Raw genomic sequence first — 26,088 nt, 5'->3', positions numbered from 1 at the left:
CGCACGCCGGTCGCGCGGCGTGGTCGCCATCGTCCCGTACACACCGTAGGGCCGACGTGAACGGCGGGAGGGACCGGGGGCGGGGGCGGGCGGCACTGCCGTGGCGGATCGGCGCGGGCCGGGGCACGCTGGAACGGCGCTCCGGCACTGCGGGGGCGGGCCCGGCCCTGCGCGGGCGCGCGGAAGCCCTCCGGCAGCGGGGCGCACCGCATGCGGACGCACGGGTGGTGCGGGACAGACCGGCTTCGGGATTTCGGCGAACAGGGGCTCTTTCGATGTCACTCACGCTTGTCCGGCAGCAGCTCGCGGACTCCCCGTCCACGGATTCCGGGCCGCCGCCCGACGCTCCACCGGAGCGCGCCCTGGACCGTTCCGGGATACCGGAGCGGATGCTGACGCCGCTGTACGAAGCGGTGTACGCGCGGCTGGGGGTCGGGCCCGGTACCCGGCTGCTCGGGCTCGGCTGCCGCGGCGGCCTGGCGCTGGGGCTGGCCGCCTCGCGCGGTGCGCTGGTGAGCGGGGTGGACGCGGAGGCGGCGCACGAGCGGGCGGCCGCGGAGGGTGCGGCACCGGCCGTCAGGGTCGCGTGCGGCGGCCCGGATTCGGTGGCCGGTGACGGGCCGTTCACCGTGGTGACGGCGTTCCATCCGCTGGGCGGTGCCGAGGACGCGGCGGCCGTGCTGCGGGCGGCGGCCGGGCTGGCCGAGCGCGGCGGTGCGGTGGTACTGGGGGGCTGGGGGCCTGCGGAACGGTGTGCCGCCGCGGGGGTACTGGGAGCGGCGCGGCGTACGGCGGGCAGCGGCGCATGGCGGCCGAGCCGGCGGGACGATCTGGAGGAACTGGCGGAGCGGGCGGGGCTGCGCCTTGACGGTTCGGGCCGGGTGGCCTGCCCGTTCGGTTACCCGGACCTGGCGAGCGCGGTGTGCGGGCTGCTGTCCATGGGGGCGGACGACGGGGGGCGGGAGCCCTTGGACGAGGGGCTGCGGGCGGCGCTGCGTCCGTATCTGCGGGCGGACGGCTCGGTGTGGCTGCCGAATGTGTTCCGGTATCTGATCGCGCGGACGCCGTGATGTGCGCGGGCGGTGCCCCGGTGGCCGGACGGGGCAACGGGCGGCCGCGGGAAGCGGGCGAGCCCCCGGCCGGGGGTCCGGCGGGGGCTCGCGGGCGCGGCGTTCCGTGCGGCTGTGCTCCTGGCGTCACCCGGCGGCGGGCGGCGGTGTGACGGCAGGGGCCGGGGTGCGGCTCAGCCCATGAACTTCTTGAACTCCTCGGGGAGTTCGAAGTTCTGCGGGTCCTGGTCGCCCTGCGGCAGGCCCAGCGGGTTGCCGGCCTGGGCGGCCTCGCGGCGGGCCGCGGCCGCCGCCTCATCGGCCTTGCGCTTCATCGGGTTACCGCTCTTGCGCTTGCCCTTGGCCTGCTTGATCTGCTTCTTCTTCTTGGCGCCGCCGCCACCCATGCCGGGCATCCCCGGCATGCCCGGCATGCCGCCGCCCTGAGCCATCTTCGACATCATCTTGCGGGCATCGAAGAACCGCTCGACGAGGTTCTTGACGGAGCTGACGTCGACGCCGGAGCCCTTGGCGATGCGGGCGCGGCGGGAGCCGTTGATGATCGTCGGCTCGTGGCGCTCGGCCGGGGTCATCGACTTGATGATGGCGGCCGTGCGGTCGACCTCGCGCTCGTCGAGGTTGTTGATCTGGTCCTTCATCTGGCCCATGCCGGGCAGCATGCCGAGCAGCTTCGAGATGGAGCCCATCTTGCGGACCTGTTCCATCTGGGCCAGGAAGTCGTCGAGCGTGAACTCCTTCGGCCCCTTCTGGAGCTTGGCCGCCATCTTCTCGGCCTCGGCCTGGCTGAAGGTCTGCTCGGCCTTCTCGATGAGCGACAGCATGTCGCCCATGCCGAGGATGCGGGACGCCATGCGGTCCGGGTGGAACGCGTCGAAGTCGTCCAGCTTCTCGCCGTTGGAGGCAAACATGATCTGCTTGCCGGTGACGTGCGCGATGGAGAGCGCGGCACCGCCGCGGGCATCGCCGTCGAGCTTGGAGAGCACCACGCCGTCGAAGCCGACGCCGTCGCGGAACGCCTCGGCGGTGTTGACCGCGTCCTGGCCGATCATCGCGTCGACGACGAAGAGGATCTCGTCCGGGCTGACCGCGTCGCGGATGTCCGCGGCCTGCTGCATCAGTTCCTGGTCGATGCCCAGGCGGCCTGCGGTGTCGACGATGACCACGTCGTGCTGCTTGCCGCGGGCGAACTCGATGGAGTCCTGGGCGACCTTGACCGGGTCGCCGACGCCGTTGCCCGGCTCGGGCGCGTAGACCGCGATGCCCGCGCGCTCGGCGACGACGGAGAGCTGGTTGACGGCGTTGGGGCGCTGGAGGTCGCAGGCGACCAGCAGCGGGGTGTGGCCCTGGGTCTTGAGCCAGCGGCCGAGCTTGCCGGCGAGGGTGGTCTTACCCGCACCCTGCAGACCGGCCAGCATGATGACGGTCGGCGGGGTCTTGGCGAAGCGCAGCCGGCGGGTCTCGCCGCCGAGGATGCCGACGAGCTCCTCGTTGACGATCTTGATGACCTGCTGGGCGGGGTTCAGCGCCTGGGAGACCTCGGAACCGCCGGCGCGCTCCTTGACCTGCTTGATGAAGGCGCGGACGACGGGCAGCGCGACGTCGGCTTCAAGGAGGGCGATACGGATCTCGCGCGCCGTGGCGTCGATGTCCGCCTCGGAGAGGCGGCCCTTGCCCCGAAGGTTTTTGAAGGTACTCGCCAAGCGGTCGGAAAGCGTATCGAACACGGCGGTCGTCGATCCTCGGGGTCGGGGGCGGAGACAATCGCCTCCTAGGGTATCCGGCCCGGCAAGCATGCCGCCCTGGCCGGTCGGATTCGCCCGGACGGGGAAGGCACCCCCGCGCCCGCGGGCCGCGCTCCCCCGCCGCCACCGCAGGTCACGCCGTCACCGCAGGGCGTCCTCCAGCGCCTCCGCCAACGCGCCCGCGGCGGCGTCCGTCAGCAGCGAGCCGTCCTCGCGTGTGACGTAGACCGTGTCGACCGCGTCCGCGCCCAGGGTGCTCACGTGCGCACTGCGTACCCGCACCCCGGCCGCGTCCAGGGCGCATCCGATGCGGTGCAGCAGGCCGTGGGTGTCGTGCGCGCGGACCTCGATGACGGTGGCAGTGCGGGAGCTGCCGGGGACGGCGATGACCCGGGGCGGCGGGGCGAGGGCCGCGCGGGAGCGGCGGGCGTAGGCGCGTTCGCGTTCGGCGAGGCGGGCGGGGATGTCGAGGGAGCCGTCGAGGGCCCGTACGAGATCGGCGCGCAGCCGGGCGGCCTGCGGCAGTGAGCCGTATTCGGCGGCCACCCGCCAGCTGAGGAGCAGGACATGGGCATGGCCTTCGCCGACGGGGCCGAGGGTGCGCAGGTCGGCGGCGCGGACGGTGAGGCGGTGCAGGGCCAGGACGCCGGTGGCGGCGGCGAGCACGCGCGGCCGGTCGGGGACGGCCATGAGCAGTTCGACGCCGACGGGCTCGGGCGCGGCGGCCTCGTCGTGCGGTGCGGCGGCGGGTGTGTCAACGCGGGGGTGCAGGGCGAGGACGGGTTCTCCGATCCGGGCGGCTTCGATGGCCAGCCGCTCCTGTTCGGCCGTCGGCTCGTCCGTGCCCCAGGTCTCCGGTACGTCCTCGCCCGCGAGATGCGCCGCGACGCGCCGGACGAGGTCGGCGACGAGGTCGCCGCGCCAGGCGCTCCAGGCGGCGGGCCCGGTGGCGAGCGCGTCGGCCTCGGTGAGGGCGTGCAGCAGTTCCAGGGTGCCGGTGCTGCCGACGGCGGTGGCGACGGCGGTGAGGGTTTCGGGGTCGTCCAGGTCACGCCGGGTGGCGGTCTCGATGAGCAGCAGGTGGTGCCGTACGAGGGTGGCGATGACGGCGGTGTCGCGGCTGTCGAAGCCGAGCCTGGCGGCCGTGTCGCGGGCGATGGTCTCGCCCGCCTCGGAGTGGTCGCCGGGCCAGCCCTTGCCGATGTCGTGCAGCAGGGCGGCGATGAGCAGCAGGTCGGGGCGGTGCACGCGGCGGGTGAGGGCGGCGGCCCTGACGGCGGTTTCGACGAGGTGGCGGTCGACGGTCCAGGTGTGGACGGCGTTGCGCTGCGGGCGGCAGCGGACCCGTTCCCAGTCGGGCAGCAGCCGCGTGATGATGCCCTCGGCTTCCAGGGATTCCCACACGGGCACGGTGGGGGCGCCCGCGCCGAGGAGGGTCACCAGCGCTTCGCGGGCCTCGGCGGGCCACGGTACGGGCAGCGGGCGGGCGGCCCCGGCGGCGGCGCAGCGGCGGACGGCGTGCAGCGAGAGCGGCAGCTGGGCCTGGGCGGCGGCGGCCGCGGCGCGCAGGATCAGGGCCGGGTCGCGTTCGGGCCGTGCGGTGCGGGCCAGCACGGCTTCCCCGTCGAGTTCGACGACGCCTTCGGCGAGCGGGGAGCGTTCGCCCTTGCCCGCGGTGCGGCTGCCGCTGAGCAGGCCGCGCAGCAGCGGCCGGACGGACCGGGCGCGCAGGACCCGGCCGGCCTCGCGCCAGGTGATGTCGGTGGCGTAGGAGATGGTGCGGGCGGCTTCGTAGGTCTGCCGCAGCAGGGTGTCGGCGTCGAGGAGGCCGAGGGCGGCGGCGACCTGGTCCTGTTCCTGGAGGGTGAGCCGGTCGGTGGCGCGGCCGGTGACCAGGTGGAGCGCGTCGCGGGTGTCGAGGAGGCGGGTGCGGGCGGTTTCGAGGCCGTCGCGCGGGGCGTCGGCGAGCCAGGAGGCGGCGATGGCGCGGAGTGCGGTGGCGTCGCGCAGTCCGCCGCGGGCCTCCTTGAGGTCGGGTTCGAGGAGGTATTGGAGTTCGCCCTGCCGGTCGGTGCGTTCGCGCCACAGGTCGTGGAGTTCGGGCAGCCGCCTGGGGGCGCTCTCTCTCCAGTCGGCGTAGGCGGTGGTGCGCAGTGCGGCGGTGAGCGTGGGGTCGCCTGCGAGGTGTCGGGCGTCGAGCAGGCCGAGCTGCACCTTCAGATCGTCGCGTGCCGCCTTGCGGGCCTGTGCGGGGGTGCGGACGGAGTGGTCGAGGTCGATGCCCAGGTCCCAGACGGGGTACCAGAGCTGGTCGGCGAGGGCGGCGACGGCGGCGGGTGCGGCCCGGCCGTCGTGGAGCAGCAGCAGGTCGAGGTCGCTGCGCGGGGAGAGTTCGCCGCGGCCGTAGCCGCCGACCGCGACGAGGGCGGCGCCGGGCACGCCGGAGGCGGCGGACGCCGCGGTCAGCAGGGCGGCCAGCCAGTCGTCGGTGAGCCGGGCGAGGGCGGCGCGGCGGTCCGGGCCGCGCCGTGCGGTGTCCTGGAGGAGCCGCAGCCGGGCGCCCGGGTAGCCGCCGTCCGCGGGGGCGGGGTGCGGTGCCGGTGGGGCGGCGGGCCGTGCCGTGTCCTCGGCGCTTTCGGTCAACTCGGGTGCTCCTTGGTCGTGTGGTCCCCCGCGTGGTTCCCCCGCCGTCACCTGGTGGCCCGCCCCGGATTCAGTGTGGGCTCCGGTGCCGTGGTCGGCGATCGGTCGCCCGCCGCCCGGTGACGGGTGCGCGTCCAGGGCCGGGCCCGGCCGGGGCGTCCTCCGCCGTCGTCACAGGGCGTCGGGCCCGCGCTCGCCGGTGCGTACCCGTACCGCGTCGTCGACGGGGATGCTCCACACCTTCCCGTCGCCGATCTTGCCGGTGCGGGCGGCCCTGACGACGATCTCCACCAGCTGTTCGGCGTCGGCGTCCGCCACCAGGACCTCGATGCGGATCTTCGGCACCAGGTCGACGGTGTACTCGGCGCCGCGGTAGACCTCGGTGTGGCCGTGCTGCCTGCCGTAGCCGCTGGCCTCGGTGACGGTCAGGCCGTGCACGCCGAACGACTGGAGTGCTTCCTTCACCTCGTCGAGGCGGTGCGGCTTGATGACTGCCGTGATGAGCTTCATGCGTCCACCTTCTTCGCCGTGTCCGGGCCCGTGCCCCGGTCCGTGCCCTGCGGGTGTGCCGGGGCCGCGGTGGGCCTGCGGGCCATCGCGCCGCCGCCCGCGCCGGTGAGGTCGTACGCCGTCTCTGCGTGCGCGGCCTGGTCGACGCCGGTGATCTCCTCGTCCTCGGCGATCCGGAAGCCCATCACCCGGTCGATGGCCTTGGCAAGGAGGTAGCTGACGACCAGCGAGTACAGCAGGACGCAGAGCACGCCGACGGCCTGCTTGCCGAGCTGTTCGAGGCCGCCGCCGTAGAAGAGGCCCTTGGCCCTGCTCTGTACGCCGCCGGTCGCGAACAGGCCCACCAGCAGCGATCCCGCGATGCCGCCGACGAGGTGGACGCCGATGACGTCGAGGGAGTCGTCGTAGCCGAACCGGTATTTCAGGCCGACCGCCATCGCGCACAGCACACCGGCGATGACGCCGACGGCGAGGGCGCCCAGCGGGCTGACCGCACCACAGGCCGGGGTGATCGCGACCAGTCCTGCGACCGCACCGGAGGCCGCGCCCAGGGTGGTGAACGCGCCGTGCCGCAGCTTTTCGTAGGCGAGCCAGCCGAGCATCGCGGCGGCGGTGGCGGCCTGGGTGTTGACGAAGGCGACGGCGCCGACGCCGTCGTCGTTGCCCAGCCAGGACCCGGCGTTGAAGCCGAACCAGCCGAACCAGAGCAGGCCGGCGCCGAGCATCACCAGGGGCAGGCTGTGCGGCCGCATCGGGTCCTTCTTGAAGCCGATGCGCTTGCCGACGACCAGGAGGACGCCGAGCGCCGCCGCGCCCGCGTTGATGTGCACGGCGGTGCCGCCGGCGAAGTCGATGACTCCCAGCTTGAAGAGCCAGCCGCCCTCGCCCCACACCCAGTGGGCGACGGGGAAGTAGACGACGGTGACCCACAGGGCGGTGAAGAGCGCCCAGGCGGTGAACTTGACGCGGTCGGCGAGCGCCCCGCTGATCAGGGCGGGGGTGATCACCGCGAACATCAGCTGGAAGACGGCGAAGACGTAGACCGGGACGGTGGTCGAGCCCCACAGTTCGGTCAGGCCGATGCCGCTGAGCCCGGCGAAGTCGCCGTCCCAGCCGATGACACCGCCGCTGTCGGATCCGAAGGCGAGGCCGAAGCCGTACAGGACCCAGAGGACGGTGACGATGCCCAGGCTGATGAAGCTCATCATCAGCATGTTGAGCACGCTCTTGACCCGGACCATGCCGCCGTAGAAGAAGGCGAGGCCGGGCGTCATGATCATCACGAGTGCCGAACAGATCAGCAGGAACCCGGTGTTGGCCGGGCTCAGCGTGGCCTTGCCGGCCGCGAGGCCGTCTGCGAGCGTCAGGATGCCTGGGGGCATCGGCGTCTCCTCGTCGTCGATGCGGCCCGTGCGGGTGCCGTGCCAGGGCGGGCCGTCGTTCGTCACGAGGCTGGCGCAGCGCGGTTTCGGCCACCACGCGCCGGTGTTTCGCCACCGTGACGAACACCGCGCCGGTGTTACGCCCGGGTGAACTCCCGGGCCTGTCGGGCAAACCCGCCGTTCAGCTCCCCACGCCTGCCGTGACACCCGACGGCGGCCGCCCGCCCCCGCAAGGCCGCCGCCGCTTCCGCCGCACGACACGGCCCGGCCGCGGTCGCCACCCGTGTGACCTGGCGTGGGGAAGCCGAGTCGGACTGTACGGGGTGGTGGCCGCGGCCGGGTGCTGGAGGGCGGATGCCGTCAGACGGCCTCCGATTCCGGCAGCTGCCTGGCCAGTTCGTCACCGAGCCGGATCACATCGGCGACGCCGTCGTACTCCCGGACCGCGCTGTCCACGGTCTTCCGCAGCCGGGTGTTGACCCGCTCCGAGCGGACCTGCTGGGCGAACGGGATCGCCCGCTGCGCCAGCGCGGCGCACCGCTCGGGCTCCCGCTGGAGCAGATGCACGGAGGCCATCCCGATGAGGTTGAGTGCATACGACCGCTGGTGCTCGGGGTCCTTGCCGAAGAGTTCGACCGCGCGCTCCATGATCGGCTCGGCGAGCGAGGCGTAGGTGGGGCTGCGGCCCGCCACGTAGGCGAGGTCGCGGTAGGAGTGGGCGTTCTCGGCGTTCAGTTCGGCCTCGGAGAAGAAGCGGATCCAGTCCGGCTCCGGCTCGCCCGGCACCGTGTCGGAGAAGGTGTCCTCGGCCATCCGTACCGCCCGCTTGACCTTGCTGGGCTGGCCCATCCCCGCGTACGCGCGCGCCTCCATCGCGTACAGCATCGCCTGGGTGCGCGCGGTAGCCGTCTCGCGGCTGCCGTACTGGGCGAGGTGGATCAGCTCCAGCGCGTCGTCCGGCCGGCCGAGGTGGATCATCTGCCGGCTCATGCTGGAGAGGATGTACGAGCCGAGCGGACGGTCGCCGGCTTCCTTGGCGGCGTGCAGCGCGAGCACGAAGTACTTCTGGGCGGTGGGCTGGAGCCCGATGTCGTAGCTCATCCAGCCGGCCAGTTCGGCCAGTTCGGCGGCGACGTTGAAGAGCCGCTTGGCGATGTGCTCGGGCTGCGGTTCCTGGAGGAGGTCGGTGACCTCGTGCAGTTGGCCGACGACGGCCTTGCGCCGCAGCCCGCCCCCGCACTGCGCGTCCCACTGCCGGAACATCGCGGTGGTCTGCTCCAGCAGGTCCAGTTCCGGCTCCGACAGCCGCGCCGGGCGCCTGCCGCGTTCTTGGCCGGGCTCGGCGTCGTGCCCGGCCTGCGCGGCCGGAACCGGCACCAGCCAGCGCTGCATCGGCTCGATGAGGGTGGGCCCGGCGGCCAGCGTGAGGGAGGTGCCGAGGAATCCGCGGCGTGCCAGCATCAGGTCGCTGCGGGAGAACTCGCTGATGAGGGTGACGGTCTGCGGCCCGGCCCAGGGCAGGTCGACGCCGGAGACGGACGGGGACTGGCGTGCGGAGCGCAGACCCAGATCCTCGATGCCGACGACACAGCCGAAGCGTTCGGAGAACAGCTCCGACAGGATCCGGGGGATCGGCTCGCGCGGCTGTTCACCGTCCAGCCAGCGGCGGACGCGTGAGGTGTCGGTGCTGATGTGGTGCGCGCCCATCTGCCGGGCTCTGCGGTTGACCTGCCGCGCCAGTTCGCCCTTGGACCAGCCGCTGCGCACAAACCATGATCCCAACTGCGCGTTGGGACGCTTTTCGGCGGTGCCGCTGCCGTTGCCGCCCACTGGAACGCCCCCAAACTGTTGTCGCCCGCCGCGAACCCTCCACAGGGGGCCGCCTGTTGCCGCATCTTCCCCGGGCACCTCTGCCCGACCACTGAATCCGGCCACCTCCTCGGGCCAAAGACGATGAGGTCGTTGCCACCGGCATACCCGTGCGAACGATGCCTCTTCCGGGTTCGTGTACTGAACGTAATCCGGCGATCACGCTCCCCGCGAGGGCGCTTGCGGAAACGCCACCATTCGCCACCCCTTCGCGTGAACTCCCCGGCTGCCCCGCACGATTGACTTGACACAGGTCGAGCACGGTCGGGCGGAGCGGGGTCCGCAGCGGCGCCCGCACTCCGGCGCACCACCCCGGGCGCGACGCCCGGGGCCCGAGGCCCGGCCGGGACGGCGGCTCGCCAACGGAGCGTCACCGCAAGGCACTTGCACACCACCCGCCGGCTCGTCACCACTGTCACGCACGCACCACCCGTAGGAGGGGGCATGGGCTTCACGATCGGCGGCATCCGGGAGATTCGGTCCGGCTCGCGGCGCCGCGCCCGCTCGCCCGAGAGCACGGCAGTCGCCGAGTACACCGGCCTGTGGGGCTGGGACGTCGTCCCCGGCGCCCGCGCGGCACGCACCGGCAGCGGCCGTACGGACTGCTCCTGCGGCGCCGCCGACTGCCCGGCACCCGGCGCGCATCCGCTGCCCTTCGGCCGTGAGGTCCCCGCCGGGGCCACCCTGGAGAGCGCCGCCGACGCCTGGTCGCGGACCCCGGGGGCGGCCGTGCTCCTCCCGGTGGGGCGGTCGTTCGACGTGCTCGACGTCCCGGAGGACGCGGGCCGGTGCGCGCTGGCGCGCCTGGAACGGATGGGGCTGCCGCTCGGCCCGGTGGCGCTGGCCCCCACCGGGCGTGCGTGGTTCTTCGTCGCGCCCGGTGCCGCCGCCGGGCTGCCCGGCCTGCTCTACCGGATGGGCTGGGACGACGCGGCGCTCGACCTGCGCCCGCTGGGCGACGGCGACCACCTCACCGCTCCCCCGTCCGACCTCGGCGCGCTCGGCCCGGTGCGCTGGCTGCGCCCGCCCGCCCTGGAGACCGCGGGCCGTCCGCCGCGGGCCCGGCTGCTGCTGGGCACGCTCGCGTATGCCTGCCATCGGTCGGGGCACCGCACGGCGCGCTGAAACGCCGAGCGCCGCGGGGCCGTCCGGCGGCCGGGCGGGACGACGGGCGCCGTGGGACGGGAGCCGGAGCGCGCGCCGGTGGCAGGGGCGTGCGCCGGGCGTGGACCACTGCGTGAGGCGTGGCGCTCGTGCGCCGGGCGCGGGGGCCGCAACAGCGTGTCCACGGCGTTCGGCGGCCCGTAATTCCCCCTCACATATGTCCGAAACCATGTTCCGCGCCACTGCGTTCGCCGCCCGCACGGCCCCGTCGGACCGACCACACCCACACAACGGCACCGGCCTCCGCCGCCCGCTCCTGGCGGGTGACGGAGGCCGGTGCATTCCGGGCCCGAGGAGCGGTCTTCCGCTCCCGGTGCGGGGAGTCAGTCGCCGATCAGCGCGTCGACGAATGCCTCCGGCTCGAACGGCGCCAGGTCGTCGGCGCCCTCGCCGAGGCCGACGAGCTTGACCGGCACTCCCAGCTCCCGCTGGACCGCGACGATGATGCCGCCCTTGGCGGTGCCGTCGAGCTTGGTCAGCACCACGCCGGTGATGTCCACGACCTCGGCGAAGACCCGCGCCTGCACCAGGCCGTTCTGCCCGGTGGTGGCGTCCAGGACGAGCAGCACCTCGCCGACCGGGCCGTGCTTCTCCACGACCCGCTTGACCTTGCCCAGCTCGTCCATCAGACCGGTCTTGGTGTGCAGCCGGCCGGCGGTGTCGATGAGGACGACGTCGGCGCTCTCGGCAATGCCCTCCTTCACCGCGTCGAAGGCGATGGAGGCCGGGTCGCCGCCCTCGGGGCCGCGGACCGTACGGGCGCCGACCCGCTCGCCCCAGGTCTGCAGCTGGTCGGCGGCCGCCGCGCGGAAGGTGTCGGCGGCGCCGAGCACGACGGACTTGCCGTCGGCGACCAGGACCCGGGCGAGCTTGCCGGTGGTGGTGGTCTTGCCGGTGCCGTTGACGCCGACGACCATCACGACACCGGGGATCTCGCCGCCGCCGCTGCCGATGCCGTTGCCGGTGTGCACGGAGCGGTCGGCTTCGGTGCCGATGAGGGTGAGCAGCTCCTCGCGCAGCAGCTCGCGCAGCCCCTCGGGCGTACGGGTGCCGAGGACCTTGACCCGCTCGCGCAGCCGGTCGACCAGCTCCTGGGTGGGGGCGACGCCGACGTCCGCGGTGAGCAGGGTGTCCTCGATCTCCTCCCAGGTGTCCTCGTCGAGGTGCTCCCGGGAGAGCAGCGTCAGCAGGCCCTTGCCCAGGGTGTTCTGCGAACGCGAGAGCCGGGCGCGCAGCCGCACCAGGCGGCCCGCGGTCGGCTCGGGGATCTCGATCTCCGGGGCGGCGGGCGCCTCGGGCTCGGCGACGGGCGCCTCGGCCACGGGGGCTTCGGCGACCGGCAGGCCGACTTCTTCGATGGTGCGACGGGGTTCGTCGCGTGGGGTCTCGGCTTCCTCACCGACCTGCGGTTCTGCAGGCGGCGCGGTGACGGAAGGCGTAGCGGAGGCGGCCGGCGGGGACGGCGGCAGCTGCTTCTTCTTGCGGCTGCTGACGACGAGCCCGCTGATCGCGCCGAGCGCGACCACGGCGATGATTACAGCAAGGATGACGATTTCCATAACCCCCCCAGTATCAGCCACGCACCGCTCCTCGTGGCCGCACGCGCCGAACCCATGGGCCCCGCGTCCCGATCCGGTTCGGCGGTTCGGTCCGAGGCGCGCGCGGGGCCGAAGAAGCCCCGGATGCTGGCCGAAAACTGCTGGTCAGACGCGTGCGGGCGACCCTTTTCGGTCTTTTGCCGGGAGTGGCCGTGATGCACACTCGTCGGGGAATCCAAGGGGACGTACGGCATGAAGTTGGACCAAAGTACGATGGTGGACGGCTACGCAACGCGCGTAGAGTCCTGCCGACCGAAGCTGGCCGGGCACCACAGCCGCTGCCTTGGCGCCTCCCCTCCCGGAGGTGCCTCCCAGATCCCGCGCACGGAGACACCTGTACATGGGCACCACGTCCGCTCCTGAAACCGACGGCGCCGTCGAGACACGAGGCATCGAGCCCGTACCCGACAGCGAACGCCACGGCCGCGTCCGCGAGCTCTTCCCCACGTGGGTCGCGGCCAACATCAGCGTGCTGCTGCTCACCATGGGGGCCTCCCTGGTGGTCAACAACGGGCTGAACTTCTGGCAGGTCCTGCTGGTGGCGGCCATCGCCGTGTCGATCGCGTTCGGCATGGTCGGCGTGCTCTCGGTGTCCGGCAAGTGGGGCGGCGCACCCGGCGCGATGCTCTCCCGTGCCGCCTTCGGCGTCCGCGGCAACTACTTCCCGGGCGCGATCCTGTGGGTGGCCCGCTTCGGCTGGGAGACGATCAACGCGGTCACCGGCGCGTACGCGGTGCTGACGGTGCTGAACCTGCTGTTCGGCGTCCGGAGCAACAACGCCCTGATCGTCATCACCCTGCTCGCCTTCGTGGCCTGCACGTTCCTGGTCAGCGGGATGGGCCGCAAGGCGCTGAACATCTGCAACCGGTACTCGACGTATCTGTTCGGCCTGTTCACGGTGATGGTGCTGGTCTACCTGATCGCCACGATGGACTGGCACGCGATCTTCACCAAGAAGGCGGGCACCACCGCGATGGTGATCGCCGGCATCGGCACGATCGCGGCGGGCGGCATCAGCTGGGTGCCCACAGGCCCCGACTTCGCGCGCTACCTGCCGCACTCCGCGTCCGGCCGCAAGATCGTCGGCACCACCGTCTCCGGTGCGGCCCTGGTGCTGCTCCCGATGGTGCTGATGGGCGGCGTCATGGCGGTGTCCAACCCGAAGCTGGCCGGCCGGAACACCGACCCGATGTCATTCCTCGGCACGATCCTGCCGACCTGGCTCGCGGTGCCGTACCTGATCACCGCGCTGGTCGGGATGGTGCTGATCAACAGCCTCTCGATGTACTCCGCGGGCTTCACGGCGCAGACCATGGGCGTCAAGCTGCCGCGGGCCCTGGCGGTGAGCATCAACGCCGTCATCAGCCTCGTCGGCGGCCTGTTCATGATGCTGGTGGCCAAGGACTTCATCGGGCAGTTCATCACCTTCCTGACGCTCCTCGCGGTCTCCTTCTCGGCCTGGATCGGCGTCTACGGCGTGGACATGGCCCGCCGCCGCGCCCTGGCGGTCCGCTACGACGCGGACAGCCTGATGAACACCGGCCGCGGCAGCCGCTACTGGTACACCGGCGGCTTCTGCTGGCAGGCCATGACGGCCTGGGCCGTGGCCCTCGCCGCGGGCATCTGCTTCACGAAGGTCCAGTGGTTCACCGGCCCGCTGGCCACCACCTGGATCGGCACGAACGGCCTGGGCTGGGCGGCCACGATCCTGATCGCGGCGGCGCTCTTCGCCCTGCTCCCCCGGCCGAAGGAGACCGTCCGGGACGGCGGCCCGCCCGCCCCCGACCCCACCGAGGCCCCGCGCCCGGCCGGAGTGGCCGGCTGACCGAGCCGCACGTCGGCCACCGCCCCGGGGACGGCACCGTCACCCCGGGGCGGCCGCCAACCCCCGCCCGCACGGCCGCCGTTGGCTCCCGGGCCCTAGAAATCTGACGTCACGTCAGTTAGCGTCCCCTGCGCCACCCACCCGGCGAAGGGGACGCCCGCCATGCCCGTCACGGTCCTGCGCTTCAATCTCGTCGACCCCTCCCCCACCGCCGAGACCCTCGGCGCGCGCTACCGCGCCGCGCTGGACATGGCCGCGTTCGCCGACGACCGCGGCCTCACCACCGTGCAGACCGAGGAACACCACGCCACCACCAACGGATGGATGCCGTCCCCGCTCGCCTTCGCCGGCGCGGTCTTCGGCGCCACCCGCCGGATCAACGTCACCGTCTCCGCGCTGATCACGCCGCTGCACGACCCCCTGCGGCTGGCCGAGGACATCGCCGTGCTCGACCTGCTCAGCGGCGGCCGACTGGTCACCGTCGCCGGAATCGGCTACCGGCCGCAGGAGTACACGGCACACGGCAAGGACTGGCAGGGCCGCGGCGCGCTCCAGGACGAGGCGCTCGCGGCGCTGCTGGCCGCCTGGACCGGGGAGCCGTTCCGCTACCGGGGCCGCACCGTGCAGGTCACCCCGCGCCCTTACACCCGGCCGCATCCGCTGCTGCTGATCGGCGGCAGTTCCCGGGCCGCGGCCCGCCGCGCCGCCCGGCTGGGCCTCCCACTCTTCCCCAGCGCCCATCTGCCCGAGCTGGAGGCGTACTACCACGAGCGGCGCGCCGCGTACGGCACCGAGGGCTGGGTGCTGCAACCGGCCACCCGCACCTGCCTGTTGCACGTATCCGACGACCCGGACCGCACCTGGGCCGCGTACGGGGCCCATCTCCTGCACGAGGCCCGCACCTACGCGTCCTGGCAGTCCGCCGATATCCGCTCGGCCGTACGCTCCGGCGCGCGGGATGTGGCGGAGCTGCGCACGGAAGGCGTCTACCGCGTGGTCACCCCCGACGAGTGCGTGCGGATGGCCGAAGAGGCGGGCCCACAGGGCTCGTTGATCCTGCATCCGCTGTGCGGCGGGATGCCGGTGGACGAGGGCTGGCGCTCGCTGCACCTGTTCGCCGAGCAGGTGCTGCCGCGGATCGGGCCGGGGGCCGGCGGCGCGGGGTGAGACGACGGCCGGCCCGGGAGCCGGCCGCCGCCCGCTGCTCAGCCCTCCGGATAGAAGACGAACAGGGTGCAGCCCTGAGCCGACTGCGGAATGTGCCAGGAACCGGCCGGTGCGTGGATGAACGTCCCTGCGGGGTGCGCGCGGTCCCCGTCGTGGAACACCCCGTCGACCACGAAGACTTCCTCCGGTCCCGGCTCGTGCAGATCGACGCCCTCCCAGCAACTGCCCGGATCCAGCTCCACGACCATGGCGCTGGCGCCGTTCTCGCCCGTCCACAGTGGCCTGCAGCGGATGCCGGGGAACACCTCCTGCACGGGGGCATCGGCCACCGCACGGTGCAGATATCCGGCCGTACCACCGACTGCACCGCCCTGACTGGGCAGCCGCGGAGCGCCGTTCACGGCCGTTGCCGTCGCGCCTGCCTCCGAAGCCCCACGCGTATCCGTATCCATGTCCCTGTCCATATCCCTTGTCATACCCATCGTCTTCTCGATATCCGCCCCCGTAGCGCTGATCTTGTCGGGTATCACGAGGGATATCCACGGCTCCGGCGCCCCGGCGTGGCGATCGGTATCGGAGTTGACGCCTCCGGAACGCGGCGCTGCCCCGGCTCTCCGAATGAGCCGGGGCAGCGTCCACTTCCGAGGAGACGGACTGGCGGGGGGTTAGCCCATCTCCTCCAACGCCTTGCCCTTGGTCTCCTTCACGAACTTCAGCACGAAGGGGATCGAGAGCAGGGCGAAGAACATGTAGATCACGTAGGTGCCGGAGAGGTTCCAGTCCGACAGGCTCGGGAAGCTCGCCGTGATGGCCCAGTTGGCGATCCACTGCGCGGAGGCGGCGACACCCAGCGCGGCGGCACGGATGCGGTTGGGGAACATCTCGCCGAGGAAGACCCAGACCACGACGCCCCAGGAGAGGGCGAAGAAGAGCACGAACCCGTGGGCGGCGATCAGCGCGACGGTGCCCTCGGTGGAAGGCAGCGTGCCGGCCGCGGTCTTGGCCGAGAAGGCCCATGCCTCCAGGGCGAGCGCGACGGCCATACCGGCCGAGCCGATGAGCGCCAGCGGGCGGCGGCCGATCCGGTCGACGAAGATCATCGCGATCACGGTGCCGATGATGTTGATGATCGAGGTCGTGAAGCTGTAGAAGAACGAGCTGCTCGGGTCGATGCCGACGGACTGCCACAGCGTCGAGGAGTAGTAGAACGCGACGTTGATGCCGACCAGTTGCTGGAACACCGACAGGCCGATGCCGACCCAGACGATCGGCAGGAAGCCCCTCCTGCCGCCGAACAGGTCCGTGAACTTCGACTTGTGCTCGCGGTGCATCGCCTCCTCGATCTCGGCAACCCGGGCATCGAGATCGACCGCCTCGCCCTCGACGTCGGCCAGCACCTTCTTGGCCTTGGCGACCTTGCCGACGGAGATCAGGAAGCGCGGCGACTCGGGAATCACGAAGGAGAGCAGGCCGTAGACGAGCGCCGGGACGACCATCACGCCGAGCATCCACTGCCACGCCTCGAAACCGGCGAGCTTGCCGCGCTGGTTGCCGTCGGCGAGGTTGAGGATGCCCCAGTTGACGAGCTGGGAGATGGCGATGCCGACGACGATCGCGGCCTGCTGGAAGGAGCCGAGCCGGCCGCGGTAGGCGGGCGGCGACACCTCGGCGATGTAGGCCGGGCCGATGACCGAGGCCATACCGATCGCGATGCCGCCCAACACCCGCCACATGGCCAGGTCCCAGAGGGCGAACGGGAGGGCGGAGCCGACCGCACTGATGATGAACAGCACCGCGGCGATCTGCATCACGCGGATGCGGCCGATGCGGTCCGCGATCCGGCCGGCCGTGGCCGCACCGATGGCGCAGCCGATCAGCGCGATGGCGATCACCTGGGCCAGGATGGCGGACCCGACCTCGTAGCGCCCGCGGATCGCCTCGACGGCGCCGTTGATCACGGAGCTGTCGTAGCCGAAGAGGAAGCCGCCCATCGCGGCAGCCGCGGTGATGAAGATGACATGGCCGAGGTGTTCCGGCTGAGCCTTGCGGCCTTCCGGAACCGCCGGCTGCGCGGTGCTGGTCAACGTGTACTCCAGTGGCCCGGCTGCGCTGCCGGGCGTAGGGGACTGGCCCTTCCAGTGGCGCATACGTTGGGGACACCCACCACGTGAAGGTAAAAACAACGTTGCCGAGACTATGCCTTCAAGTTTCTAAGTCAATAGGGCGTGATGGATTTGTTTCACGGCAGCACAAGGCTCACTTCATTCAAGTTTTGAAGAGACGGTGGCTGACCTCAGCAAAGGCCCGCGCGGCCTCAGCGCAGCCGCTGGCTGATGACCTTGGAAACCCCGTCGCCCTGCATCGAGACGCCGTAGAGGGCGTCGGCGACCTCCATCGTCCGCTTCTGGTGCGTGATCACGATCAGCTGGGAGCTTTCCTGCAGCTCTTCCATGATCCCGATCAGCCGCTGGAGATTGGTGTCGTCCAGCGCCGCCTCGACCTCGTCCATCACGTAGAACGGACTGGGCCGCGCCTTGAAGATCGACACCAGCAGCGCCACGGCCGTCAGCGAGCGCTCGCCGCCGGACAGCAGCGAGAGCCGCTTGACCTTCTTTCCCGGCGGGCGCGCCTCCACGTCCACGCCGGTGGTCAGCATGTTGCCCGGATCGGTCAGCACCAACCGGCCCTCGCCGCCCGGGAAGAGCCGCGCGAAGACCCCCTCGAATTCCCGCGCGGTGTCCTCGTACGCCTCGGTGAAGACCTGCTCGACCCGCTCGTCCACCTCCCTGACCACCTGCATCAGGTCGGCCCTGGTCTTCTTCAAGTCTTCAAGCTGTTCACTGAGGAACCGGTGCCGCTCCTCCAGCGCCGCGAACTCCTCAAGCGCCAGCGGGTTCACCTTCCCGAGCTGCTGGTACGCCCGCTCGGCCGCCTTCAGCCGTTTCTCCTGTTCGGCCCGTACGTAGGCCACCGGCCGGTTCCGGGGATGCTCCGGATCGTCGGGCAGCTCCTCGCCGTCGGCGGCGGGCGACGCCGGCACCGGCTGGTCGGGGCCGTACTCCGCGACCAGCCCGGCCGGCTCCACCCCCAGCTCCTCCAGCGCCTTGGCCTCCAGCTGCTCGATCCGCATCCGCTTTTCGGCGCCCAGCACCTCGCCGCGGTGCACCGAGTCCGTCAGCTTGTCCAGCTCGGACGCCAGCTCCCGGCCCCGGCCGCGCTCCGCCACCAGGGCCTGCTCGCGCTCCCCCTTCGCCCGGTCCGCCGCCGCCCGCTCCTCCTCGGCCCGCACGACCGACACCTCGACGTGCGCCAGCAGCTGCCGCGCGCCGGAGGCGACCGCGGCGGCCACCTCCGCCTCGTACCGCAGCCGGGCGCGCCGCTGCTCGGCCCGCGCCCGCGCCTCGCGCTCCGCCCGCGCCCCGCGGTCCAGCACGTCCGCGCGCCCGGCGAGCGCCTTCACCCGCTCCTCGTGCGTACGCGCCTGGAGCCGCGCCTCCATCTCCGTCTGCCGCGCGTTGGCCCCGTCCGCGGCCAGCCGGTCCCGTACGGAGGTGTCCGGCTCCTCCTCGCCCGGCTCCTCCTCGGCGACGGCCAGCCGCTCGGCCAGCTCCTCGGCCTCCTCGGTGGCCCGCAGCAGCGCCTTCTCGGCCTTCGCCGCCGCCGTGGCGGACCGCTCCGCCTCGCCCGCCGCCGCCCTGGCCTGCCCACCGAGCCGCCCCAGGTCCCCGGCGACCCGCGACTTCTCCCGGTCGGCCGCCCGCCGCCCGGCATCGGCCTCCTCGACCTGCGCTGCGGCCGCGGCGTGCCGCTCGGCGGCCGCCCGCTGCTCCTGCGCCAGCGACGCACAGCGGGTGGCCAGTTCCGCCAGTTCGGCCGCCGCCTCGTCGACGGACGCCTGCACCTCCAGCAGGCTCGGCGCACCGGCCGACCCGCCGTGCGCGAAGTGCGCGCCGAGCACGTCGCCCTCGCCGGTGACCGCCGTCAGCTCCGGCCGCGCGGCGACCAGCCCCTCGGCGTCCTCCAGCGTCCCGACGACCACCACGTCCCGCAGCAGCCGGCGCGCCGCATCCGTCAACTCCGCGGGCCCGCCGACGAGTTCGGCGGCCCGCACCGGCGCACCCCGGGGCCCCGGCACCCGATGCGCCGCCGCGTCCCGCCCCATACCGGACGGCCGGGCAGGCCCCGGTACCCGCGGGGCGTCCTGCGGCCCCGCGCCCCCGTCGGTACGGGCGGACGCGGTCTCCTGCCCCGACGCCGCCCCCGCGGGCACGGCGTACCGCACCTCGTCCCCGGATACGGCACCGAGCAGCAGCGCCGCCCGGCCCGCGTCCTGCTCGCGCAGCAGCCGGATGGCGCCGGCCGCGGCAGCAGGACCGGTGACCGCGACGGCGTCGGCGGCGACGCCGAGCGCGGCGGCGACCGGGATCTCGAAACCGGGCGCGATGGTGAGCAGTTCGGCCGCGGGACCGAGCAGGCCGGTCAGCGTTCCGGCAGCGGCGAGCAGGGCGCCGCTGCCGTCCTTGCGGCGCAGGCCGAGCGCCAGCGCGTCGTGCCGGGCCGAGGTCGCGGCCCGCTGCCGCTCGGCCGCGGTCAGTGCCTCACGGGCACCGCTCAGCGCGCTCTCCGCCGCGGCCAGCTCCCGCCGTGCCGCCTCGTACCGCTCGGCCGGCTCCGCCTGACCCGCGCCCGCCGAGCCCACCTCCGCCTGAAGCTGCTCGTACTCCTCCTGGGCCGCAGCCGCCCGCTGCCGCGCGTCGTCCCTGGCCTCGACGAGCCGGCCGATCTCCGCCTGCGCCGAAGCGGCCCGGCCGCGCGCCGCGCTGACCTGCCCGCTGAGCCGGGCCAGCCCCTCGCGCCGGTCGGCGATGGCGCGTGCCACGTCCCGCAGCCGCCGCTCCTCGTCCGCCAACTGCCGCTCCAGTCCGGCACGGTGCTCGACGGTGTCCTCAAGGGCCCGGCTCGCCGCCTCCAGCGCGGCCGTCAACTCCGCCTCCTGCTCCCGGATCCGGGCCGCCTCGCGCTCCATGTCCTCCGGGTCACGCCCGCGCCGCTCGTCCGGCGGCACCGCCGACGCGCTGGCGACGCGGGCCTCGGCCAGCGAGACCGTGCCGCGCACCCGCTCCGCGAACTGCGACAGCTCGTACCAGGTCTGCTGCGCCCGCTGCACCCGCGGCGCCAGCGTACGGACCTCGTCCTCCAGCACCGCCTCGCGCCGCTGCGCGACCCGCAGCCGGGCCTCGGCCTCCTCCTTGCGCTGCTTGAGCGCCGCCTCGTCCGCGATCTCGGCGTGCAGCGCGCGGCGCAGCGTGACGAGGTCGTCGGCGAGCAGCCGCAGCCGGGTGTCGCGCAGGTCGGCCTGGATCACGGCGGCCCGCCGGGCGACCGCAGCCTGCCTGCCGAGCGGCTTGAGCTGGCGGCGCAGCTCGTCGGTCAGGTCCTGGACGCGGGCGAGGTTGGCCTGCATCGCCTCCAGCTTCCGCAGCGCCTTCTCCTTGCGCTTACGGTGCTTGAGGACGCCGGCCGCCTCCTCGATGAACGCCCTGCGCCCCATCGGGTCGGCGTGCAGCACCCCGTCCAGCTGGCCCTGGCCGACGATCACATGCATCTCGCGGCCGATGCCGGAGTCGCTGAGCAGCTCCTGGATGTCGAGCAGCCGGCAGGTGTCACCGTTGATCTGGTATTCGCTGCCGCCGTTGCGGAACATGATCCGGGTGAGGGTGACTTCGGCGTACTCGATGGGCAGCGCGTCATCGGAGTTGTCGATGGTCAGCGAGACCTCGGCGCGGCCCAACGGCAGCCGTCCGGTCGTGCCCGCGAAGATGACGTCTTCCATCTTGCCGCCGCGCAGCGACTTGGCGCCCTGCTCGCCCATGACCCAGGACAGCGCGTCCACGACATTGGACTTGCCGGAGCCGTTGGGCCCCACGACGCAGGTGATGCCCGGTTCGAACCGGAGTGTCGTGGCGGAGGCGAAGGATTTGAATCCCCGCAGGGTCAGACTCTTGAGATGCACGCCGTTGGACTCTACCGGCCACCTCCGGGCGGCCCGTCCCAACATTCCGCCGCCGGCGACCGCCGCGTACCCGGCCGCCATCCCCTTTCGGTTTCACCGAGTGTGGCGCAGGGCACACCATGCGATAAGGGAGGGCCGGACCGGGGAGAGCGGAAACGACGAAGGGACGCCGAAGCGTCCCTTGCAGATCTTGCTGAGTTACTGCCTCAGGCGGCTGGTGCGACTCGCCCGCCCTGAGGACGGGGTCAGGTGAGCGCGGGCTCCGCCTGGGGTACGTCGATGCCGTCGAGCATCGAGCCGTCGTGACGTGCGGCAGCGGACAGCATGTCGTTTTCGGCCTGCATCCGGATCAGTTCGGATTCCAGGTCCTGAACGCGCTGCTGAAGCCGTCGCATCTCGGAGAGGACTCGGGGGTCGGAGCCGCCGACGTAACCGAGAAGCGCCTTTGCCATGATGGATGGTCCTCCACAATGAGTGACCGACCGAAGCGGTTGGGTCGTGAGGGATTCGCACCCGCGGTGCTTGTCATTTATGGGGTTCTGAATGCCAAACAGCTAAGGTGCGCGGGGATTCCAGAGTCTCACCAAAAGTTTTGACGGTCAACACGATCACACCGCGTATCCACGGGCGCCCGAGAGTGCGCTGCCTCGAAGGCATGGCGCCGACTCTCCAGAAAGGTCCCGCCGGGTGTGGAGATCATCCGTACAGCGGCAGCCTCGCACGGGTCGGCCGAGTTGGCAACCACCAGGCGATATCTCCGGTCAGCAGGCACCGGAGGCGGGCCGCGAAGATCACCTTTTGCGATGGCGCGGAGGGATTCCGGGGATCGCTCAGCGGATCGCGAAGCCGTCGTAACCCCCGCGCGGGGTGTCCCATATCTCAGTGACACCGTCGACCCTGCCGGGCGTGTCCCCGGTCCGCAGCCATTCCAGCAGCTGCTCGCAATGGTCCTTGGGTCCTTCGGCGACGACCTGGACGCGTCCGTCCCCGAGATTCAGCGCGAATCCGGCGAGGCCGCCGATGCGCAGGGCGTTGGCGCGGGTGAACCAGCGGAACCCGACGCCTTGGACCTGACCCCGGACCCAGGCGGTCAGACGGACATCTTCGTTCATGTGTGCACGGTAACCGGCCAATTGCCCGCCGAGCACATCGCCTCCGAGGCCCATGGCGTACAGTCGCCCGGCAATCGCGTTCACCCTTATGGGTGAACCATGTTGACGCTGAGGACGGAAGGAAGTCAGCGGATGGGCCGCCATCGACGCTCTGCTCCCCACGCCCCGGAACCCGTGGGGGCGCCGCCTGTTGGAGCGCCGCACCCGGCCGAGCCCGTGGCGCAGTCGCGCGGCCACCGTGCGGCGCGCGGCCGTCGCGGCGCACCGGTGCGCACCGGGCTGCTCGGCGCCTCCGCCGCGGTCGCCATGGGCACCGTGGCGGTCGCCTCCGGGCTGCTCCCCGGGGGCGGCCCGTTCGATGTGAGCGGCGGCGACCGCGCCGAGCGGGTACGTGCCGACGCGCTGCCGGACACCGGGCCGCAGGGCACCGGGTCGGCGGCACCCGCCGAGCGCGCCACGGACCCCGCGAGCCGCGCCGGTACCCGTCCGGCCGCCCCCGGCACCGGCCGCCCGTCCTCCGCCGTCGCCCCGTCCGCGACCCCGTCGCCCGGCCGGTCCGCCTCCTCGGCGCCGGCCCGGGACAGCACGCCGCAGGCCGGACGGCACGGCGCGGACTCCGCGGGCACCGCCTCCGCGACGCCCGGGTCCACCGCATCCGCGAGCCCGAGGAAAGCACCGGCCGCCGGGACGTCCACGCAGGCGCAGGTGCTGTCCCTGGTCAATCAGGAGCGTGCCGACGCGGGCTGCTCCCCGGTCCGCGCGGACGGTGAACTGGCCTCTCTCGCGCAGGCGTTCAGCGACGACATGGCCGCGCGCGACTTCTTCGACCACACCGACCCGGACGGCGCGAGCCCGTGGGACCGCGCCCGCAAGGCCGGCATCTCCGACCTCGGCGGCGAGAACATCGCCCGCGGCCAGTCCGACGCCCGCGCGGTGATGAAGTCCTGGATGAACAGCCCGGGGCACCGCGCCAACATCCTCAACTGCGACTACCGGACCCTCGGCGTCGGCGTCCACACCGGCCCCGGCGGCCCCTGGTGGACGCAGGACTTCGGCTTCTGACCGGGCCGAACGGGATCCGGACCCGCCTCCTGGCGCCGCATCGGACAGGGCCAGACACGGCGGAAGTCACGGCCGCGGCGGCCGTTGGCAGCGGGGGCAGAAGTAGCTGGAGCGGTTCATCCAGGGGCGGCGGCGGATCGGGGTGCCGCAGCGGCGGCAGGGCTCGTCCTCACGGCCGTACGCGTCCAGGGAGCGCTCGAAGTAGCCCGATTCACCGTTGACGTTGACGTAGAGACTGTCGAAGCTCGTGCCGCCGACGTCGAGGGCGGCGGCCATCACCCCCCGTACGTGGCCGAGGAGTTCGGCGGCGCGGGGGCGGGTGAAGGGGGCGGTCGGCCGCTCGTAGTGCAGGCGCGAGCGCCACAGCGCCTCGTCGGCGTAGATGTTGCCCACACCGCTGATCAGCGTCTGGTCGAGCAGGGCGCGCTTGATGGTGGTGCGCTTGCGACGCAGCGCGTCGTGGAAGGCGTCGTCGTCGAAGGCCGGGTCGAGCGGGTCGCGGGCGATGTGTGCGATGGCGTCCGGGAGCTGGTCGGCGTCGCCGGGGACGGTGTCGTGCAGCGAGAGGCCGCCGAAGGTGCGCTGGTCGACGAAGCGGAGTTCGGTGCCGGCCGCCTCGTCGGGCACCGGGGTGTCCGTGTCGTCGAAGCGGATCCGGATGCGCAGGTGCTTCTCGTCGGGGGCGTCCTGCGGCTGGACCAGCAGCTGGCCGCTCATGCCGAGGTGGGCGAGGACGGCGAGGCCGTGGGTGACGGAGGTCGTGACCGTCGGCGCGATGCCCTCGGCGGCGGTCTGCGCGGCGGGGCCGCCGCCGGTCACCGGCAGCCAGAGGTACTTGCCGCGGCGGCGCGCGACGCCGATGCGCAGCCCACGGAGCCGGGCCGCGAAGTCGGCCGCGCCCGCGGTGTGCCGACGGATGGCGCGCGGATGCAGCACTTCGACGGTGCCGACGGTGCGGCCGCTGACCCAGCGCTCCAGTCCGCGGCGTACGACCTCGACCTCGGGCAACTCGGGCACAGGGGCTCCTCACGGTCCTCGGGAAAGACTTCTGACCCCGTCCGGAGCGGCGGTACCGCGCCGGACGGGGTCAGAAGAAAGGGGGTTCAGCCTGCCGACGACGCGGAGTCGCCGGAAGCCGGGGCCTCGTCGGCGGCGTCCGGCGACGGATCGCCGGCGGGAGCCGCTTCCTCGGCCTTGGCCGCCTCCTCCGCCGCGGCGTGAATGGCACGCCACGCGGACTCCGCCGCCTGCTGTTCGGCTTCCTTCTTGCTGCGGCCGGTGCCGGTGCCGTACGAGACACCACCGACGCGGGCAGCAGCAGTGAACGTCTTCTCGTGGTCGGGGCCGGTCTCACTGACCAGGTACTCCGGAACGCCGAGACCTTCGGTCGCGGTGAGCTCCTGGAGGCTCGTCTTCCAGTCGAGGCCGGCGCCCAGGCTGGAGGACTTCTCGATGAGCGGGTCGAAGAGCCGGTGCACCAGCTCGCCTGCCGCGTCGAGTCCCTGATCGAGATAGACCGCGCCGATCACCGCTTCGAGGGTGTCGGCGAGGATCGATGCCTTGTCCCTGCCGCCCGTACCTTCTTCGCCCCGTCCGAGGCGGATGAAGGCGCCGAGGTCGAGGCCGCGGCCCACCTCGGCGAGTGCACGCGAGTTGACCACCGCGGCCCGGAGCTTGGCCAACTGGCCTTCCGGGAGGTCGGGGTGGATGCGGTACAGCGTGTCCGTGACCACCAGGCCGAGCACCGAATCCCCGAGGAATTCGAGCCGCTCGTTGGTGGGCAGACCGCCGTTCTCGTATGCGTACGAGCGGTGCGTCAGCGCACGCACCAGAAGGGCGGACTCGAGGTGGTACCCGAGCCGCCCTTCCAGAAGCATGTGGGACGAGGCCGTGTCCGCCGGAGTCGGTTCATCCCGCTTATGGGACGACGAATGGGCGTCTTCCGCCTTTTTGGGGCTAGACACAGTGCCTGTCACCAGCCGCTCAGACCTCGAGGACCTGGCGCTTGTTGTAGGTGCCGCAGCTCGGGCACGCGATGTGCTGCTGCTTCGGCTCGTGGCAGCGCTCGCACGCCACCAGGGTGGGGACCGCAGCCTTCCACTGCGACCGGCGGTGGCGCGTGTTGCTGCGCGACATCTTCCGCTTCGGAACAGCCACGGCTACTTCTCCTGAGGTTCAACCCCGCCGACGCGGGGGTCATTGTCGATCTCGCCGTCCTGGTCGGTCCCGGCGAGTCCCTGCAGTGCCGCCCAACGAATGTCGACGGCATCGTGGTGGTGGTCCGGGTCGTCCGCGAGCCGCACTCCGCATTCGGAGCACAGACCCGGGCAGTCGTCCTGGCACACCGGCTGCAACGGCAGTGCGAGCACCACCGCGTCCCGCAGCACGGGTTCGAGGTCGAACATGTCGTCCTCAAGGGAGAGGGTGTCCTCCTCGTCCTCGGCGTCGTCGCCGGATTCCGCGGGGCGGGTCCGGGCGTCGGCGTCGGGGTAGGCGAACATCTCCTGGAAGTCCGCTTCGAGCTCTCGCTCCAGCGGCTCCAGACACCTTACGCACTCCCCCTTCACGGTTGCACGGGCGGTGCCTGTGACAAGCACCCCGTCCATGACCGATTCCTGGCGGAGTTCGATGACGACCGGGGCGCCCTCGGGCACTCCGATCACCTCGTTGCCGAGGTCCCTGGGGGCCTCGACGGTGCGGGAGAGCCGCTTGAGCGCGCCGGGACGACGCCCCAGCTCGCGTGTGTCGAACACAAGCGGGGAACGGTGGTCGAGGCGGGCGTTGATGGCTTCCTGCTTTCTGTACTGCGGAGGAGCCACCCGTCACCGGATCGGTGAGTGGGCAGCAGCAATCGCGGACGTACACGCGACCGAACAGCCAGGATACTGGAAGGGCCCCGATAGGCCCAATCCGCTCCCCTTCGGCCGTCCG

The 26,088-nt window shown here is 72.5% G+C and carries 20 protein-coding genes; 5 read left to right on the top strand and 15 right to left on the bottom strand.

Annotation, left to right across the window (positions count from 1 at the left end; genetic code table 11):
- Positions 1-275 precede the first annotated feature (275 nt).
- Positions 276-1,070, top strand: a complete 795-nt coding sequence (locus LIU39_RS25980) for an SAM-dependent methyltransferase (protein WP_227049330.1) — start codon at positions 276-278, stop codon at positions 1,068-1,070.
- Between the two features lie 173 nt (positions 1,071-1,243).
- On the opposite strand, the gene ffh is transcribed toward LIU39_RS25980, so the two are convergent.
- The 5 genes from ffh to nsdA form a co-directional block, all read right to left on the bottom strand.
- Positions 1,244-2,794 (bottom strand): signal recognition particle protein, encoded by a 1,551-nt coding sequence (gene ffh, locus LIU39_RS25975; protein WP_227049329.1) that lies wholly within the window; start codon positions 2,792-2,794, stop codon positions 1,244-1,246.
- Between the two features lie 159 nt (positions 2,795-2,953).
- Positions 2,954-5,455, bottom strand: coding sequence for a [protein-PII] uridylyltransferase (locus tag LIU39_RS25970; protein WP_227049328.1), 2,502 nt, complete (start codon positions 5,453-5,455; stop codon positions 2,954-2,956).
- A 171-nt stretch (positions 5,456-5,626) separates the two neighbouring features.
- Entirely contained in the window at positions 5,627-5,965 is a 339-nt protein-coding gene (locus LIU39_RS25965; protein WP_227049327.1) for a P-II family nitrogen regulator, read from the bottom strand.
- Positions 5,962-7,347 (bottom strand): ammonium transporter, encoded by a 1,386-nt coding sequence (locus LIU39_RS25960; protein ID WP_227049344.1) that lies wholly within the window; start codon positions 7,345-7,347, stop codon positions 5,962-5,964. The genes LIU39_RS25965 and LIU39_RS25960 overlap by 4 nt, the downstream gene beginning before the upstream one ends.
- Positions 7,348-7,707: 360 nt before the next feature.
- Positions 7,708-9,177 (bottom strand): transcriptional repressor NsdA, encoded by a 1,470-nt coding sequence (gene nsdA / locus LIU39_RS25955; RefSeq protein ID WP_227049326.1) that lies wholly within the window; start codon positions 9,175-9,177, stop codon positions 7,708-7,710.
- Between the two features lie 483 nt (positions 9,178-9,660).
- On the opposite strand from nsdA, the gene LIU39_RS25950 reads away from it, so the two are divergent.
- Positions 9,661-10,341, top strand: coding sequence for a bifunctional DNA primase/polymerase (locus LIU39_RS25950; RefSeq protein WP_227049325.1), 681 nt, complete (start codon positions 9,661-9,663; stop codon positions 10,339-10,341).
- 362 nt (positions 10,342-10,703) lie between these two features.
- Here the strand turns inward: LIU39_RS25950 and ftsY are convergent, their stop codons facing one another.
- Positions 10,704-11,939, bottom strand: coding sequence for a signal recognition particle-docking protein FtsY (gene ftsY, locus LIU39_RS25945; RefSeq protein ID WP_227049324.1), 1,236 nt, complete (start codon positions 11,937-11,939; stop codon positions 10,704-10,706).
- A 379-nt stretch (positions 11,940-12,318) separates the two neighbouring features.
- Between ftsY and LIU39_RS25940 the strand changes: the two genes are divergently transcribed.
- Together LIU39_RS25940 and LIU39_RS25935 are read left to right on the top strand one after the other, a co-directional pair.
- On the top strand, positions 12,319-13,803 hold the full coding sequence (locus LIU39_RS25940; RefSeq protein WP_227049323.1) for a purine-cytosine permease family protein: 1,485 nt from the start codon (positions 12,319-12,321) through the stop codon (positions 13,801-13,803).
- A gap of 162 nt (positions 13,804-13,965) precedes the next feature.
- Entirely contained in the window at positions 13,966-14,970 is a 1,005-nt protein-coding gene (locus LIU39_RS25935; protein ID WP_227049322.1) for an LLM class flavin-dependent oxidoreductase, read from the top strand.
- Between the two features lie 38 nt (positions 14,971-15,008).
- On the opposite strand, the gene LIU39_RS25930 is transcribed toward LIU39_RS25935, so the two are convergent.
- The 5 genes from LIU39_RS25930 to LIU39_RS25910 form a co-directional block, all read right to left on the bottom strand.
- Complete coding sequence (locus LIU39_RS25930; RefSeq protein WP_372464041.1) at positions 15,009-15,371, bottom strand: cupin domain-containing protein; 363 nt, start codon at positions 15,369-15,371, stop codon at positions 15,009-15,011.
- A gap of 264 nt (positions 15,372-15,635) precedes the next feature.
- Complete coding sequence (locus tag LIU39_RS25925) at positions 15,636-17,054, bottom strand: sugar porter family MFS transporter (RefSeq protein WP_227049321.1); 1,419 nt, start codon at positions 17,052-17,054, stop codon at positions 15,636-15,638.
- Between the two features lie 230 nt (positions 17,055-17,284).
- Positions 17,285-20,983: a chromosome segregation SMC family protein gene (locus tag LIU39_RS25920; RefSeq protein WP_227049320.1), complete on the bottom strand. Its 3,699-nt coding sequence runs from the start codon at positions 20,981-20,983 to the stop codon at positions 17,285-17,287.
- 245 nt (positions 20,984-21,228) lie between these two features.
- Positions 21,229-21,435, bottom strand: a complete 207-nt coding sequence (locus tag LIU39_RS25915) for a hypothetical protein (RefSeq protein ID WP_227049319.1) — start codon at positions 21,433-21,435, stop codon at positions 21,229-21,231.
- A gap of 378 nt (positions 21,436-21,813) precedes the next feature.
- Positions 21,814-22,095, bottom strand: coding sequence for an acylphosphatase (locus tag LIU39_RS25910; RefSeq protein WP_227049318.1), 282 nt, complete (start codon positions 22,093-22,095; stop codon positions 21,814-21,816).
- A 132-nt stretch (positions 22,096-22,227) separates the two neighbouring features.
- Between LIU39_RS25910 and LIU39_RS25905 the strand changes: the two genes are divergently transcribed.
- Complete coding sequence (locus LIU39_RS25905) at positions 22,228-23,157, top strand: CAP domain-containing protein (RefSeq protein ID WP_227049317.1); 930 nt, start codon at positions 22,228-22,230, stop codon at positions 23,155-23,157.
- A gap of 66 nt (positions 23,158-23,223) precedes the next feature.
- On the opposite strand, the gene mutM is transcribed toward LIU39_RS25905, so the two are convergent.
- The 4 genes from mutM to LIU39_RS25885 all read right to left on the bottom strand — a co-directional run bounded on the left by mutM (position 23,224) and on the right by LIU39_RS25885 (position 25,943).
- Positions 23,224-24,174, bottom strand: a complete 951-nt coding sequence (gene mutM, locus LIU39_RS25900) for a bifunctional DNA-formamidopyrimidine glycosylase/DNA-(apurinic or apyrimidinic site) lyase (protein ID WP_227049316.1) — start codon at positions 24,172-24,174, stop codon at positions 23,224-23,226.
- An 86-nt stretch (positions 24,175-24,260) separates the two neighbouring features.
- Positions 24,261-25,133, bottom strand: coding sequence for a ribonuclease III (gene rnc, locus LIU39_RS25895; protein WP_227049315.1), 873 nt, complete (start codon positions 25,131-25,133; stop codon positions 24,261-24,263).
- A gap of 7 nt (positions 25,134-25,140) precedes the next feature.
- Positions 25,141-25,314: a 50S ribosomal protein L32 gene (gene rpmF / locus LIU39_RS25890; RefSeq protein WP_003951102.1), complete on the bottom strand. Its 174-nt coding sequence runs from the start codon at positions 25,312-25,314 to the stop codon at positions 25,141-25,143.
- A 2-nt stretch (positions 25,315-25,316) separates the two neighbouring features.
- Positions 25,317-25,943: a YceD family protein gene (locus LIU39_RS25885; protein WP_372464042.1), complete on the bottom strand. Its 627-nt coding sequence runs from the start codon at positions 25,941-25,943 to the stop codon at positions 25,317-25,319.
- Positions 25,944-26,088: the final 145 nt, after the last annotated feature.

Origin of the sequence: Streptomyces pinistramenti, from assembly GCF_020564935.1 — a bacterium.
Classification (GTDB): Bacteria; Actinomycetota; Actinomycetes; order Streptomycetales; family Streptomycetaceae; genus Streptomyces; species Streptomyces pinistramenti.
Note: the sequence above shows the minus strand (reverse complement) of the source record. Positions and strands in the feature narration are given on the sequence as shown.